Genomic DNA, 13,703 nt, shown 5'->3' on the forward strand with positions numbered 1-13,703 from the left:
AAGACTGCCTCGGAGGCGGCGGTCGGGGCCAGGGTTTCCGCTCCGGGAGGATTCCGCCGGGGGAGGAACGCGGCGGGGGGGACGGTGGCGGGGGAGGGGGTCTGTTCGGCCAGATGGCGGGATGGCACCATGGCGGGCGATGACGGATGCCCGGTCGCCCCTGCGCGCCCTGCGAGCCGCACTTTTCGCGGTGGTGTGCGTGACCTTGGCAGCCGTGGGGCATTCGTCCATGTCTGCGCATCAGCTCCCGACGTCCGGCCTCCTCGGCGCCTTCGCCGCGACGGCGGTCGCCGCCTGGGCCGCGGCCGGACGCCGCCGGGGCGCGCCGACGATCGCGGGCGCCATGCTCGTCCTCCAGGGCGCGCTGCACCTGCTCTTCTCGACGACCGGTTCGCACCCGCCGGCCACGCACGCCGCGAGCGACGCGACGGCCATGACGCACGCGCACACCATGCCGACCTCCCATGCCGCCATGGACCCCATGGGATCGACCGGCATGGCCACCGGCATGGGCTCCGACACGGGCATGCTCGCCGTCCACCTCATCGCCGCGCTCCTCTGCGGCCTCTGGCTGGCCCACGGCGAAGCCGCGTTCTTCAGGGTCGCCGAGGCGGCCCTCGCGTACGCGTTCACCCCGCTGCGCCTGCTGTGCGCCCGCGTCCGCGTCCCCGACGTCCCGCGCGGCCCGGTCCGCAGGGCACGCGGGCACGCCCACCGCCCCCACACCGTCGTCCTCGCGCACACCCTCTCCCGGCGCGGCCCGCCCCGGCTGTCCGTACCCCGCGCCACGACCCTCGGAGCACACGTCTGACACCGGGGGTCTCCTCCCGTTGTCCACATCGACTCCAAGGACAGTCCGTCATGACCATCGACGATCCCGCACGCCCGGAAACCACCGAGGCGCCACCGTCGGAGACATCCGAAGCCACCACTCCGCGCCGGACGAGCACCTGGAGCGCCCTGCGCCCCCTCGTCCTGCGTCTCCACTTCTACGCGGGCGTCCTCGTCGCCCCGTTCCTCCTCGTGGCCGCCGCCAGCGGCCTGCTCTACGCGCTCTCCTTCCAGGCCGAGAAGGTGATCTACGCGCACGAGCTGGAGGTCCCGGTCGGCGACACCACCCTGCCGCTCTCGCAGCAGGTGAACATCGCCCGCAAGGTCAACCCGAACGGCACCGTCACCGCCGTCTGGCCCGGCGCCGAACCGGACGCCACCACCCGGGTCCTGATGGCCGACCCGGACGTCCCCGAAGGCACGTCGCTCGCCGTCTTCGTCGACCCGTACACCGGGGACGTCGGCGGGCAGCTGCCCAGCTTCGGCAGCTCCGGCGCCCTGCCGCTGCGCACCTGGATCGACGGTCTCCACGCCGATCTGCACCTCGGCGAGCTCGGCCGCAACTACAGCGAACTGGCCGCCAGCTGGCTGTGGGTGATCGCCCTCGGCGGTCTGGCGCTGTGGCTGGGCCGCCGCAGGAAGAACCGCCGCGCGCTGTTCGTCCCCGAGGGCGGCCCGAAGTCCCGCCGCCGCACGCTCTCCTGGCACGGCTCCGTCGGCCTGTGGGCCGTGACCGGACTCGTCCTGCTCTCCGCGACCGGCCTGACCTGGTCGCGGTACGCGGGCGAGAACATCGGCGTCGTGCAGGACGGCCTCGGCGGCGCGACCCCCACCCTCACCGCGACCCTCGACGGCGGCGCCGGCGCCGGCTCGGAACACGAGGGCCACGGCGCAGGCCACGAGCCGGGCGGCACCACCGCCCAGGGCCCGGACATCGGCGTCGACAAGGCCGTCGAGGCGGCCCGCGCGGCCGGCATCGACAGCCCGAGGATCTCGGTCGTCCTGCCCGCCGAGGGCAAGGGGTACGTGGTCAAGGAGACCGACACGCAGTTCCCGCTGGAGCTGGACTCGGCGGCGGTGAACCCGGCGGACGGCACGGTCCTCGACCGGCTCTCCTTCGCCGACTACCCGCTCCTCGCCAAGCTGACCCGGATAGGCATCGACGCGCACACCGGCGTGTTCCTCGGCCTGTTCAACCAGCTGGCGCTCGCGGCCCTCGCGCTCTCCCTGATCCTGCTGATCCTCTGGGGCTACCGCATGTGGTGGCAGCGCCGCCCGGGCCGCCCGGTGGCGCGCGGGGCCTGGCGCAAGGTCCCGGTGACGATGCTGCTGCCGCTCGCGGCGGCCACGGCCCTCGTCGGCTGGTTCGTCCCGCTGCTCGGTCTCAGCCTGCTGCTGTTCCTGGCGGTGGACCTCACCCTCGCCCTGGTGGCGAAGGTGAGGGCGAGGTCCCCGCGGAAAGCCTGATCAGGGCGTGTACTTGTAGCCGACCCGCCGCACGGTCTGGATCGTGTGGCGGTGCTCGGCGCCCAGCTTCCGGCGCAGCCGGGCCACGTGCACGTCGACCGTACGACCGTCGCCGACGTGCCCGTACCCCCACACCGTCGTGACCAACTGGTCGCGGGTGTGCACCCGGTGGGGGTGCGCCACCAGATGGGCGAGGAGCTCGAACTCCAGATATGTCAGGTCGAGCTCCTCCCCGTCCACGACGGCGATCCGCCGGACCCCGTCGATGGCCACCGGCCCCTGCTCCTCCGCCGCCACGGGCGGCGCGGGGACGGGGGCGGCCACGGGGGCCTGCGGCTGCTGATCGGCCGGTACGAGCACGAGGTACCCGACCATCGGCGGGCGGCCCGGCAGCGTCGGCAGCGCGTGCTGCGGCGCGGGCAGCAGCGTGGCGCCGGGCGGCAGGAGCTCCGCCACCTGGGAGAGCTGGAAGAGCGGAGAGAGAGGCGAGAGAGGCGAGAGCGGGGGGAGTCCGGCGACCTCGTCGGGGTCGACGGCCCGGAGCCGGTGCCGGCCGGGACGGACGGCGGTGACGGGAGCACTCTGGATGTGGGCCATGGAGGGTCAGCTCTTTCGCGCGGAGAAACGAACGGACAGGCGTCGTACGTCAGTCGTCGTGCGCGTCGGCCGAAGGCCGGGGATCGGACCGAACCGATCGGGGCTTTAGAGGGCCGACGCGTTCCTCGCGCGGCAACAGACCCGGTCGAAGTCGTCGTGCTGCCGGGAAGGCCAGAACGGCTCGAGGTCGTAGCGACCTGTCGCGGCGTCGTTCCTCATCGTGGCCATATCCCTATTAGACCAGAAGGGAATGCCTCCGACGAGCCTTTCCCCGGCCAAACCCCGTGTCATCCATCCCACATGACGGAAGAGGCGCCCACCGTACGAACGGTGGGCGCCTCTTCGGCAGTGCGTGTGGAGCGCGGTCCGGGGGACCGGACGATCAGACCTGGCCGACCTTCTCCAGGGCCTCGCAGCAGGTGTCCACCAGCAGGCGGGTCACCACGTACGGGTCCACGTTCGCGTTCGGGCGACGGTCCTCGATGTAGCCCTTCTGGTCCTGCTCGACCTGCCACGGGATGCGGACCGAGGCGCCGCGGTCCGAGACGCCGTAGGAGTACTTGTCCCACGGGGCGGTCTCGTGCAGACCCGTCAGGCGGTCGTCGATGCCGGCGCCGTAGTTCTTGACGTGGTCGAGCGGCTTCGAGCCCTCGCCGAGGGACTCGGCGGCGGTGATGATCGCGTCGTAACCCTCGCGCATCGCCTTGGTGGAGAAGTTGGTGTGCGCGCCCGCGCCGTTCCAGTCGCCCTTCACCGGCTTCGGGTCCAGGGTCGCGGAGATCTTGAAGTCCTCGGCGGTGCGGTACAGCAGCCAGCGGGCCACCCACAGCTGGTCCGAGACCGTGAGGGGAGCCAGCGGGCCGACCTGGAACTCCCACTGGCCCGGCATGACCTCGGCGTTGATGCCGGAGATGCCCAGACCCGCGGTGAGGCAGTTCTCCAGGTGCGCCTCGACGACGTCACGGCCGAAGATCTCGTCCGAGCCGACGCCGCAGTAGTAGCCGCCCTGCGCGGCGGGGAAGCCGCCGACGGGGAAGCCGAGCGGGCGGTCGCCCTCGAAGAAGGTGTACTCCTGCTCGATGCCGAAGATCGGCTCCTGCGCGGCGTACTTCGCGGCGACCTCGGCGAGCGCGGCACGCGTGTTGGACTCGTGCGGCGTCATGTCCGTGTTGAGGACCTCGCACAGCACCAGGATGTCGTCGCCGCCGCGGATCGGGTCCGGGCAGACGAAGACCGGCTTGAGGACACGGTCCGAGGCGTGGCCCTTGGCCTGGTTCGTGCTGGAACCGTCGAAGCCCCAGATCGGCAGCTCGTCGAGCGCGGCGCCGCCGTCCACGATGATCTTCGTCTTCGAGCGAAGCTTCGCGGTCGGCTCGGTGCCGTCGATCCAGATGTACTCAGCCTTGAAGGTCACGGGCCTCATCCTTTGGGCGTGCTGCTGCGGGTGCGCGGCGGCTCGCGGCGCTGCGAGAAGCTGCGGTGTCTGTGTCCGGTCGCAGCTTCGCAACACCGGATTTCCCGTCGGTTGCCCGTTTGTGAACCCCGTGTTACTCAGCTTTCCTCTTTTTCCCGCAGACGCCGTGCGACGACGTGCGAATCGAGCAGCCCCCCGAGCCCCGCCGCCTCGATCCGGCGCACCACCTCCGCGTACGAGGTGCCGAGGGCCTCCGCCGTCCGCCCCAGGTGCCAGTCGCGGTCCGCGAGCGTCCGCAGCAGATGCCCCTTCCGGATCTGCTTCTCGGAGAGCCGGAAGGTCTTCAGATAGGCCGCCCGCCCCTTGTGGTCGGTGATCAGTTCGCCGATGTGCTGCTCCCGCCCGTCCCGCAGGAACGGCGGCAGGAACCGGTGCAGGTCGAAGTCGCCCATCCGGTGCACCCGCTCGAAGGCGTACGAGGTCTCCAGGAGGTCCCGCGCCATGAGCCCGTCGTGCGCCTCGGCCCAGGCCCGCTCCTGCCCGCGCGCCGCCGCCCGCAGGTCCGCGAGGGTACGGATGCCGCCGGCGCCGTCCCGGATCCGCGCCGTGAACTCCGGCACCGGCCTGCCGTAGTACGCGTACTGGTGGACCAGCTCCCCGTACAGGTCCTCGACGAGCGTCGGGTGCAGCACGCGGTAGTCCTCCGGGTGCGGGACCACGAAGGCCGCGGCCAGCGCGTCGGCCACGTACAGGAGCATCCCGCACTGGCCAGGATGGAGCTCGAAGATCCGCAGGGCCTCCGCGAGCCCGGGCACCGCCCAGCCCGCGTACGCCGCCTCGGCGCGCGGCGAGAGGCCGTGCCCGAGGGCCTTCCTGGACCAGTCGTCCCAGACCACGGACGGCCCGCCGAAGTGCAGCGCGAGATACCCCTCGAGGGCGAGGTGGAGCGGCAGGAAGCGCAGCCGCCGCTCGCCCTGCCGCCGCTTGGCCAGCCGGTGGATGCGACGCACGGGCACGCACGGGGGCGCGCCCTCGCCGCCGAGCCGGGTCCCGTACGCGGCGGACTCCGCCCCCGGCTGTGCCCCTGCTCCCGCCCCAGCGCCCGTCCAGTCGGCGACGAAGCCGTGCGGCACGTACGAGGTGTAGGTCGTCCGGTCTCCGAGGTCCACGGCACCGAGGCCCGAGCCCTCGTACACCTCCCGGCGCAGCCGCAGCCCGGCCACCGGCTCGGCCCGCACCAGCGGCACGATCCGCACCCCGCCCCACACCTGCGCCGGCCGGACGTCGAGCCCGGTCAGATCGATCCGCGTCATCCCCCGGCCCCCTTCAAGAACAGCTCCACGCGCCGGTCCAGATAGGCCCCCAGCTCGTCGAACCCCGTCCGTCCCTCCGCGAACTGGGCGACCTCCACCAGGGCCGCCAGATCCTCCGCGTCCCGGATCCCGGCCGTCGGCACGCTCGGCGCCAGCCGGCGCACGTCGAAGCCCTCCGCGTCGTATACGGGGTTGAGGTGGACGACACTCGTCCGACGCTCCGGATCGAGCCGCGACCGCCACACCCGCAGGACCTCTCCCGCGAGCCCCGGCGGGGCGTTGTCCCAGCCGTCCGAGACGATCACCACCCGGTCGGGTCCGGTCTCCAGCGCGTCCAGGATCCGCAGGCCCAGCGGCGTCGGCCCGGACGGCCGGACGAGCAGCGGATCGGAGCCGCCCGAGGTCCACAGCGCGGTGTACGCCCCCGGCGCCGCGAGCGCCTCCAGGAGAAAGTGGCAGCCCAGCGCGACGGCCAGCGGACGGCGCCGCTTCACCGCCGAACCGGAGGAGGAGAAGCTGTCGTCCAGGACGGCGGCGACCCGCCCCCAGCTCCCCGCGTACGGCCCGGCCGCACGCCGGGCGGCGGCGCGCAGCGCGTGCGTCAGCTCGGCCCGCCGCTCCACCCGCTTGCCGAACGGCAGCGCGAGGACGTACAGCGCGAGCCGGGTGAGCGGCATGACGGTCAGATCGGCGGCCCGCTCCGTCCTGAGCTGCTCGAGGCGTGTCATCCGGGGCGCGATCCGCTCCAGGAACACGGCGCGGGGCACCTTGTGCCGGGCGGCGAAGCCCTCGGCGACCGTGAACGGCAGCTCGTACAGCGCGCCCTGCTCGTAGTGCGCGCGGCGGTACGCGTCGAGGGTGGCGTTCCCGTACCGGACGCGGCGGCCCGGCGCGAAGAGGAAGTCGCCGGTCTCGGGGTCGGCCGGCCGGCCGTGGACGTGCCGGAGGGCGGCCTTCACCCCGGGCCGGTACTTCACGGCGTCCAGCGCGGGGTCGGGCCGGGCGGCGATCCACGCGCGCACGATCGCGCGCGTGCGGCGGTTGTTGACCCCGGCGGCGCGCAGCGTACGGAACAGCCGGTAGACGCGCTGCGGCGGCAGCAGCGCGAGCCGCGCGGCGATCAGCCGCCCCTCGGCCCGCTTCGCCTCGGGCCCGCCCGCCTCGTGGGGCGTGCGCAGCAGCTGCTCGACGATGAGGGCGGCGTTGTGGTGGTTGATGTCGAGGGCGAGCGCGGCCGCGTACACGGGGCGGTAGTTGACCCGTACGTACTCGTGGACGAACCGCAGCGAGAAGCGCTGCGCGGCGGCGGAGGAGCGGAACTCGCGCTGGCCGGTGGCGGTCACGGCGGCGTTGACGAAGAGGAGCACGTCCTCGGCGGCGACGAGCTCGGACAAGGCTCTCCCCTTCTCGTGGGCGCCGGCCGGGGAATGGGGGCACGAACAGCGAAGACGTTGCTTCATAGGCAGGTTCCGGAAGTCGCACCGAAGTCCCGCGGCCGGCGGGGAAACGCTAACACCGGGGTGGGGGAGGCCCGCCAGCGGATTACGGCGGGCCCGGCCCGATCGCCCGCGCTGTCAGAGGCACCGGGCAGACTGGGGGCATGGCGAAGCACCAGGGCGCGAAGCCCCGTATCGGACTTCTCGGCACCGGCCCCTGGGCCGCCCGTACGCACGCGCCCGCGCTCGCCGGGCATCCGGGCGTCGAGTTCAGCGGGGTGTGGGGCAGACGCCCGGAGGCGGCGGAGGCGCTCGCCGCCGCGTCCGGCACGCGCGCGTACGACGACGTGGACGCGCTCTTCGCGGCCAGCGACGCCGTGGCCTTCGCGCTGCCGCCGGACGTCCAGGCGCCGTTGGCGGTGCGGGCGGCGGAGGCCGGCTGCCACGTCCTGCTCGACAAGCCGGTCGCCACGACGGTGGCGGCGGCCCGCGAGGTCGCCGAGGCGACGGAGAAGGCCGGAGTCGCCTCCGTCGTGTTCTGCACGCTCCGCTTCGCGGAGACGACGGCCCGCTGGATCGAGGAGCAGACGGCGGCGGGCGGCTGGTTCCTGGGCGAGGCGCACTGGCTGGGCTCGCTCTACGGCCCCGGTTCCACCAGCGACTACGCCGCCTCGCCCTGGCGGCGGGAGAAGGGCGGGCTGTGGGACGTCGGCCCGCACGTCCTCTCCGTCTACCTGCCGGTCCTCGGCGACGTCACCGCGATCACGGCCGCGCCGGGCCCGGCGGACACCCACCACCTGGTCCTGCGCCACGGCTCCGGCGCGAGCAGCACGGCCACCCTCACGCTGAGCGCCCCACCGGAGGCCGTGGAGGTGACGCTCTCCCTGCACGGCACCCGGGGCCGGGCCGAACTGCCCCGCTGGGGAGGAGCGGTGGACGCCTTCGCCGCGGCCGTGGACGCCCTGCTCACGGCGGCCCGCACCGGCCAGGCGCACCCGTGCGACGCCCGGTTCGGCCTGCGCCTGACCGAGATCCTGACGGAGGCGGAGCGGCTCGCCGCTCAGAGCGCGGCGGACAAGGCCTGACAGAGCGCGTCAAGCGCGGCCGGGTACAGCCGGTCCGGGGGTGTGGCGTAGCCGACGACGAGGCCGTCGGGGAGGGCCGCGCCCAGTGCCTCCGGGTGCCGGTAGTCCGCGAGGCCCTCCACGGCGACCCCGTGCCGGGCCGCGGCGGCGACGGCCGCCCGCTCCGTCCCCGGGGGCAGTTCCACGAGGGCGTGCAGCCCGGCGGCGAGACCGGTCACCCGCACCCGCGGCACGCGCTCCGCGAGCACCGCAGCCAGTCGGTCGCGCCGCACGCGGTGGTGCTGGCGCATCCGCCGGACGTGCCGGTCGTACGCGCCGGAGTCGACGAACTCCGCGAGCGTGAGCTGCTCCGTCGCCGACGTGTGCGGTTCGCGCAGGCCCTTCGCCTCGACGACCCCGTCCACGAGGGCCTCCGGCAGGCACATCCAGCCGATCCGCAGCGCGGGGGAGAGGCTCTTGCTGACGGAGCCGAGGAGGACGGTCCGGTCGGGGTCGAGGCTCTGGACGGCGCCCACCGGCCGCCGGTCGTAGCGGAACTCGCCGTCGTAGTCGTCTTCCACGACGAGCCCGCCGGAGCGCCGCGCCCACTCCAGGACGCCGGCCCGGCGTTCCGGGTGGAGCGGCCCGCCGGTGGGGAACTGATGGGCGGGGGTGAGCAGGACGGTGCCCGCCTCCGGGGGGATCTCCGCGATCCGCGCCCCGTCCTCGTCGACGGCCAGTGGCAGGGTGTGGATCCCCGCCTCGCCCAGCAGCCCCTGGTGGTAGGGGAGTCCGTAGGCCTCGACGGCCCAGGGCCGGGGAGGCGCCTTGTGGGCGGCCGTCTGGCGGGCGGGTTTCTCGCGGGCGTGCGTCGCCAGGGGAACGCGCGCGAGGAGCCGCAGGGCGTGCGCGGTGCCGGAGCAGACCACGATCCGGTCCGGGGTGGTCCGTACGCCCCGGACCCGTGCGAGGTACGCGGCGAGGGCCCGGCGCAGTTCGATCCGGCCGCGCGGGTCCCCGACGCCGAAGACCTCGTGGGGCGCGGCGGTCAGCGCCCGCCGGGCGGCCGCCAGCCAGGCCGCGCGCGGGAAGGCGCCGGGGTCGGGCTTGCCCTGGACGAGGTCGTACGGGAGTGCTGCCGGCGCGGCGGGCCGTGCCGGTCCGGGGGCCGGAGCGAGGACCCGCTCGGCCACCCGGGTCCCGGAGCCCTGGCGGGAGGTCAGCCAGCCCTCGGCGACCAGCTCGGCGTACGCGTCGGCGACGGTGTTCCGGGCGATCCCGAGGTCGGCGGCGAGCGACCGGTAGGGCGGCAGCAGTGTCCCGGGTGCGAGGCGTCCGCCGCGGACGGCCTCGCGCAGGGCCTCGGTGAGCACGGCCCGCCGGCTGCCGCTCGCGCCGAGCTCCAGATGCAGATCGACCCCGAGCCCGCCGGGCCCTCCGTCCACCATCCCGCTCACCGCACTTCCTTCCGGGCCGTGTCCCGGCCCTGCCTGCGTCACCGGCTCAACGGGACAGGGCGTCCCGCACGGCCTCCTCCGACCGGGCCACGACGGCCGTGCCGTCCTCCGCCGTGATGATCGGCCGCTGGATCAGTTTGGGGTGCCCGGCGAGGGCCTCGATCCACCGGTCCCGGTTCGCCGCGTCCCGGGGCCACTCCTTCACACCGAGCTCCTTGGCGACGGCCTCCGACGTCCGCGTGATGTCCCACGGTTCGAGCCCGAGCCGGTCGAGCACCTGCCGGATCTCGTCGGGCGAGGGCACGTCCTCCAGGTAGCGCCGCACGGTGTAGTCGGCGCCCTCCGCGTCGAGGAGGGTGAGGGCGCTGCGGCACTTGGAACAGGCGGGATTGATCCAGATCTCCATGCCCCCACGGTACCCCCCAGACCTTCCTCCACCACCCCCCAAACCCTGCCTGGCCAGGGGCGATTGTCAGTGGGGGCCACTAAAATAAGGGGTGAAGGTGAGGGTCCCGGGGAGGGCCCGCACCCCACCGTTCGCCAGGAGGTAGCCCATGGCTCTGGCCGTGATCCGGACACCGTCCCTCGAACCCTGGAAGCCGCTCCAGAGGAAGCCGCTCCCCGCGGGCCGCCCCCGCGAGTGGTACGTGACGCACAACCGCCGCCTGAAGGCGATGCGTCTCGCGATCGCCCTCCTCGACGCCGGCGTCTACGTCCCGTCGAAGGCCACGAACGCGACGATACGCACGACGGCCGCCGACATCGGCATCCACCCGCCCTCCGACACCACCTGCCGCATGGTCCGCGCCCTGATCCGCTACGGCCGCTGACCCCGTAGGGACCGGCGGGGAACGGCGGGGAACGGCGAAGGCCGTCGCACCCGGGAATCCGGGTGCGACGGCCTTCACTCGTGAGGCGCGTCCGGCTTAGAGGTCGAAGTAGAGCTCGAACTCGTGCGGGTGCGGGCGCAGCTGGATCGGGGCGATCTCGTGGGTGCGCTTGTAGTCGATCCACGTCTCGATCAGGTCGGACGTGAAGACGCCACCGGCCTGCAGGTACTCGTTGTCGTCCTCGAGGGCGTGGAGGACGGCCTCCAGGTTGGTCGGGACCTGCTGGACGTTCGCGTGCTCCTCGGGAGCCAGCTCGTACAGGTCCTTGTCGATCGGCTCCGCCGGCTCGATCTTGTTCTTCACGCCGTCGAGGCCCGCGAGGAGCAGCGCCGAGAAGGCGAGGTACGGGTTCGAGGACGGGTCCGGCGCGCGGAACTCGACGCGCTTGGCCTTCGGGTTCGAGCCCGTGATCGGGATGCGCATGGCGGCGGAGCGGTTGCGCTGCGAGTACACCATGTTGACCGGGGCCTCGAAGCCCGGGACCAGGCGGTGGTACGAGTTCACCGTCGGGTTGGTGAAGGCGAGCAGCGACGGCGCGTGCTTGAGGATGCCGCCGATGTAGTAGCGGGCGGTGTCCGAGAGGCCCGCGTAGCCGGTCTCGTCGTAGAACAGCGGGTCGCCGTTCGCCCACAGCGACTGGTGGACGTGCATGCCCGAGCCGTTGTCGCCGAAGATCGGCTTCGGCATGAAGGTCGCGGTCTTGCCGTTGCGCCAGGCGACGTTCTTCACGATGTACTTGAAGAGCATCAGGTCGTCGGCCGCGGCGAGCAGCGTGTTGAACTTGTAGTTGATCTCGGCCTGGCCGGCGGTGCCGACCTCGTGGTGCTGGCGCTCGACCTGGAGGCCGACGTTCTCCAGCTCCAGGGAGATCTCCGACCGCAGGTCGGCGAAGTGGTCGACCGGCGGGGCCGGGAAGTAGCCGCCCTTGTAGCGGACCTTGTAGCCGCGGTTGTTCTCCTCCGAACCGGTGTTCCAGGCGCCGGCCTCGGAGTCGATGTGGTAGAAGCCCTGGTTCGCCGAGGTCTCGAAGCGCACCGAGTCGAAGACGTAGAACTCCGCCTCGGGGCCGAAGTAGGCGGTGTCGGCGATGCCGGTGGAGGCGAGGTACGCCTCGGCCTTCTTCGCGATGTTCCGCGGGTCACGGCTGTACTGCTCGCCCGTGATCGGGTCGTGGATGAAGAAGTTGATGTTCAGCGTCTTGTCGCGGCGGAAGGGGTCCACACGGGCCGTCGACAGGTCGGCGCGGAGCGACATGTCGGACTCGTGGATCGCCTGGAAGCCGCGGATCGACGAGCCGTCGAAGGCGAGCTCCTCCGCCGGGTCGAAGGCCGTCGCCGGGATCGTGAAGTGCTGCATCACGCCCGGAAGGTCGCAGAACCGGACGTCGACCATCTTGACGTCGTTGTCCTTGATGAACTTCTTGACCTCGTCGGCGTTCTGGAACCCGTGCTTCTCGGACATCCAACTCCTCCTACTCCCGGCCCGGGGAGGGGCGGGGTTGCAGCTCGGTCGTGCGCCATTGCGGTGGCACACGCTGGACCCGACCATAGGCAGACGGGATTTCTCCAGCATGACCCATTTGTTTCGTCGAAGTTAACCGGAGCGGGTGTGCGGCGTGCTGCGACGTGCCCAGTCCGACCCGGACGGAAGTGATCGAAAACGGGCGCAGTACCGTGGTCGGGTGGACAACAGGCAAGCACTCGGATCGTGGCTCTCCGGCCCCCGTGCCGCGGCGGAGCAAGCAGGCGTGGACTTCGGCTACCGGGGTCAGCAGCTGGGACTGCCCGAGGAGGGACCCGGCTCGATCGCCCGCCCGGGCCGCCGGCTCGGCGCCCTCGCCTTCGACTGGGCCCTGTGCCTGCTGATCGCATACGGCCTGATCACCGACAGCTATAGCCAGGCGACCAGCAACTGGGCGCTCGGCCTCCTGCTCGTCCTGAGCGTCCTCACGGTCGGCACCATCGGCTCGACGCCCGGCAAGCGCCTCTTCGGTCTGCGGGTCGTCTCGGCGAACGGCGGCCGGCTCAGCCTCCCGCGCGTGGCCATCCGCTCCGTGCTCGTCTGCCTCGCCATCCCGGCCCTCATCTGGGACCGCGACGGCCGCGGCCTCCACGACCGCCTCTCCGGCGCCGTCCAGGTCCGTATCTGACTCCCCCGAGCAATCTGACCCCCCGAGTACGCGAGAAGGGCCCCGGACCGTGTGGTCCGGGGCCCTTCTCGCGTACGGGGTCGGGCGCGTCAGCGCGTCTTCCCGCCGCGAGGCATCCGCATGCCCTTCGGCATCGGACCCTTCGGCAGCGGCATGTTGCTCATCAGGTCGCCCATCGCACGCAGCCGGTCGTTGGCCGCGGTGACCTGCGGGCCGGTGAGCACGCGGGGCAGCTTGAGCATGGTCGTACGGAGCTTCTTGAGCGGCACCTGGCCCTCGCCGTCGCCGACGATGAGGTCGTGCACGGGCACGTCCACCACGACGCGGCTCATCCGCTTCTTCTCGGCCGCCAGCAGAGTCTTCACCCGGTTCGGGTTGCCCTCCGCCACCAGCACGATGCCCGCCTTGCCGACCGCGCGGTGCACGACGTCCTGGCTGCGGTTCATCGCGACCGCGGGGGTCGTCGTCCAGCCGCGCCCGACGTTCTGCAGCACCGCCGCCGCCGCACCGGGCTGGCCCTCCATCTGCCCGAAGGCCGCGCGCTCGGCGCGCCGCCCGAACACGATGGCCGCCGCCAGGAGCGCCAGGACGAAGCCCAGGATGCCCAGATAGACCGGATGACCGATGAGGAAGCCGATCGCGAGGAGGACACCGAGTACGACGATGCCCACGCCTGCGACGACAAGTCCGACCTTAGGGTCGGCCTTCCGGGTCATCTTGTACGTGAGGGCGATCTGCTTGAGCCGCCCGGGGTTCGCAGCGTCAGCGCTGCCAGTGTTTGCCTTCCTCGCCATGTCCTGAAGTTTACGTGGCCCGCGAAGCGCGGCCCGACGCGGCCTCCATCACATGCTGGGCCTCGACCCGGTCCTTGGCGTGGCGCCGGTCCTCCAGGACGGAGGTCCAGGCGTTGCGCCGGGCGGTGCGCTGCCCGGCGCCGAGCAGCAGGGCCTCCACGGCCTTCAGGGCGTCGGTGACGGACGGGATCGCGGTGACGCGGACGTGCGTCGATGCGGCCGGCATGTCGGGTCCTCCCTCGATTGCGGATGAGACGAGGCGGGGGGCTGTGAGCGGGTGGTGGCGGTGAG

At 72.6% G+C, this 13,703-nt stretch carries 14 protein-coding genes; 5 read left to right on the top strand and 9 right to left on the bottom strand.

Translation table 11 applies throughout. From position 1 onward, the window contains the following. Window positions 1-229 precede the first annotated feature (229 nt). Window positions 230-811 carry a hypothetical protein gene (locus tag OG357_RS28645; RefSeq protein ID WP_329623894.1) on the top strand — a complete coding sequence of 194 codons (582 nt, stop codon included), beginning with the start codon at window positions 230-232 and terminating at the stop codon, window positions 809-811. A 50-nt stretch (window positions 812-861) separates the two neighbouring features. Then, the gene (locus OG357_RS28650; RefSeq protein ID WP_329623895.1) at window positions 862-2,298 is read left to right on the top strand and encodes a PepSY-associated TM helix domain-containing protein; all 1,437 of its coding nucleotides are present in this window, start codon (window positions 862-864) and stop codon (window positions 2,296-2,298) included. Here OG357_RS28650 and OG357_RS28655 read toward each other — a convergent pair whose 3' ends face one another. The 4 genes from OG357_RS28655 to OG357_RS28670 form a co-directional block, all read right to left on the bottom strand. Next, window positions 2,299-2,895: a winged helix-turn-helix domain-containing protein gene (locus OG357_RS28655; protein ID WP_329623896.1), complete on the bottom strand. Its 597-nt coding sequence runs from the start codon at window positions 2,893-2,895 to the stop codon at window positions 2,299-2,301. 382 nt (window positions 2,896-3,277) lie between these two features. Next, a complete protein-coding gene (gene glnII / locus OG357_RS28660; protein ID WP_329623897.1) occupies window positions 3,278-4,309 on the bottom strand; it encodes a glutamine synthetase in 1,032 nt (343 codons plus the stop codon). Between the two features lie 137 nt (window positions 4,310-4,446). Beyond that, complete coding sequence (locus OG357_RS28665) at window positions 4,447-5,622, bottom strand: ARPP-2 domain-containing protein (RefSeq protein WP_329623898.1); 1,176 nt, start codon at window positions 5,620-5,622, stop codon at window positions 4,447-4,449. After that, window positions 5,619-7,082, bottom strand: a complete 1,464-nt coding sequence (locus tag OG357_RS28670; protein WP_443066750.1) for a hypothetical protein — start codon at window positions 7,080-7,082, stop codon at window positions 5,619-5,621. The genes OG357_RS28665 and OG357_RS28670 overlap by 4 nt, the downstream gene beginning before the upstream one ends. Before the next feature lie 140 nt (window positions 7,083-7,222). Between OG357_RS28670 and OG357_RS28675 the strand changes: the two genes are divergently transcribed. Then, window positions 7,223-8,143 carry a Gfo/Idh/MocA family protein gene (locus OG357_RS28675; RefSeq protein ID WP_329623899.1) on the top strand — a complete coding sequence of 307 codons (921 nt, stop codon included), beginning with the start codon at window positions 7,223-7,225 and terminating at the stop codon, window positions 8,141-8,143. Here OG357_RS28675 and pdxR read toward each other — a convergent pair. Together pdxR and OG357_RS28685 are read right to left on the bottom strand one after the other, a co-directional pair. Next, the gene (gene pdxR / locus OG357_RS28680; protein WP_329625730.1) at window positions 8,119-9,570 is read right to left on the bottom strand and encodes a MocR-like pyridoxine biosynthesis transcription factor PdxR; all 1,452 of its coding nucleotides are present in this window, start codon (window positions 9,568-9,570) and stop codon (window positions 8,119-8,121) included. The two genes, OG357_RS28675 and pdxR, sit on opposite strands and share 25 nt — an antisense overlap. A 55-nt stretch (window positions 9,571-9,625) precedes the next feature. Continuing rightward, window positions 9,626-9,985 carry an arsenate reductase family protein gene (locus OG357_RS28685; protein WP_329623900.1) on the bottom strand — a complete coding sequence of 120 codons (360 nt, stop codon included), beginning with the start codon at window positions 9,983-9,985 and terminating at the stop codon, window positions 9,626-9,628. Between the two features lie 148 nt (window positions 9,986-10,133). Here OG357_RS28685 and OG357_RS28690 point away from each other — a divergent pair, with 148 nt between their 5' ends. Next, window positions 10,134-10,409 carry a hypothetical protein gene (locus tag OG357_RS28690; RefSeq protein ID WP_024758496.1) on the top strand — a complete coding sequence of 92 codons (276 nt, stop codon included), beginning with the start codon at window positions 10,134-10,136 and terminating at the stop codon, window positions 10,407-10,409. Window positions 10,410-10,505: 96 nt separating this feature from the next. On the opposite strand, the gene glnA is transcribed toward OG357_RS28690, so the two are convergent. Then, window positions 10,506-11,930 carry a type I glutamate--ammonia ligase gene (gene glnA, locus OG357_RS28695; protein ID WP_329623901.1) on the bottom strand — a complete coding sequence of 475 codons (1,425 nt, stop codon included), beginning with the start codon at window positions 11,928-11,930 and terminating at the stop codon, window positions 10,506-10,508. 220 nt (window positions 11,931-12,150) lie between these two features. Between glnA and OG357_RS28700 the strand changes: the two genes are divergently transcribed. Then, a complete protein-coding gene (locus OG357_RS28700) occupies window positions 12,151-12,618 on the top strand; it encodes an RDD family protein (protein ID WP_329623902.1) in 468 nt (155 codons plus the stop codon). Window positions 12,619-12,707: 89 nt separating this feature from the next. Here OG357_RS28700 and OG357_RS28705 read toward each other — a convergent pair whose 3' ends face one another. Both OG357_RS28705 and OG357_RS28710 read right to left on the bottom strand, forming a co-directional pair. Continuing rightward, window positions 12,708-13,412, bottom strand: a complete 705-nt coding sequence (locus OG357_RS28705; RefSeq protein ID WP_329623903.1) for a DUF4191 domain-containing protein — start codon at window positions 13,410-13,412, stop codon at window positions 12,708-12,710. 10 nt (window positions 13,413-13,422) lie between these two features. Then, window positions 13,423-13,638 (bottom strand): SCO2195 family GlnR-regulated protein, encoded by a 216-nt coding sequence (locus tag OG357_RS28710; protein ID WP_267043227.1) that lies wholly within the window; start codon window positions 13,636-13,638, stop codon window positions 13,423-13,425. Window positions 13,639-13,703: the final 65 nt, after the last annotated feature.

It is taken from the genome of Streptomyces sp. NBC_01255 (assembly GCF_036226445.1).
GTDB lineage: Bacteria > Actinomycetota > Actinomycetes > Streptomycetales > Streptomycetaceae > Streptomyces.

What these genes read in the sequence shown, in the direction of transcription:
- OG357_RS28645 (WP_329623894.1), top strand. Translation starts at nt 230, where the DNA reads ATGTCTGCGCATCAGCTCCCGACGTCCGGCCTCCTCGGCGCCTTCGCC.
- OG357_RS28650 (WP_329623895.1), top strand. Translation starts at nt 862, where the DNA reads ATGACCATCGACGATCCCGCACGCCCGGAAACCACCGAGGCGCCACCG.
- OG357_RS28655 (WP_329623896.1), bottom strand. Translation starts at nt 2,895, where the DNA reads ATGGCCCACATCCAGAGTGCTCCCGTCACCGCCGTCCGTCCCGGCCGG.
- OG357_RS28665 (WP_329623898.1), bottom strand. Translation starts at nt 5,622, where the DNA reads ATGACGCGGATCGATCTGACCGGGCTCGACGTCCGGCCGGCGCAGGTG.
- OG357_RS28670 (WP_443066750.1), bottom strand. Translation starts at nt 7,082, where the DNA reads ATGAAGCAACGTCTTCGCTGTTCGTGCCCCCATTCCCCGGCCGGCGCC.
- OG357_RS28675 (WP_329623899.1), top strand. Translation starts at nt 7,223, where the DNA reads ATGGCGAAGCACCAGGGCGCGAAGCCCCGTATCGGACTTCTCGGCACC.
- pdxR (WP_329625730.1), bottom strand. Translation starts at nt 9,570, where the DNA reads ATGGTGGACGGAGGGCCCGGCGGGCTCGGGGTCGATCTGCATCTGGAG.
- OG357_RS28685 (WP_329623900.1), bottom strand. Translation starts at nt 9,985, where the DNA reads ATGGAGATCTGGATCAATCCCGCCTGTTCCAAGTGCCGCAGCGCCCTC.
- OG357_RS28690 (WP_024758496.1), top strand. Translation starts at nt 10,134, where the DNA reads ATGGCTCTGGCCGTGATCCGGACACCGTCCCTCGAACCCTGGAAGCCG.
- glnA (WP_329623901.1), bottom strand. Translation starts at nt 11,930, where the DNA reads ATGTCCGAGAAGCACGGGTTCCAGAACGCCGACGAGGTCAAGAAGTTC.
- OG357_RS28705 (WP_329623903.1), bottom strand. Translation starts at nt 13,412, where the DNA reads ATGGCGAGGAAGGCAAACACTGGCAGCGCTGACGCTGCGAACCCCGGG.
- OG357_RS28710 (WP_267043227.1), bottom strand. Translation starts at nt 13,638, where the DNA reads ATGCCGGCCGCATCGACGCACGTCCGCGTCACCGCGATCCCGTCCGTC.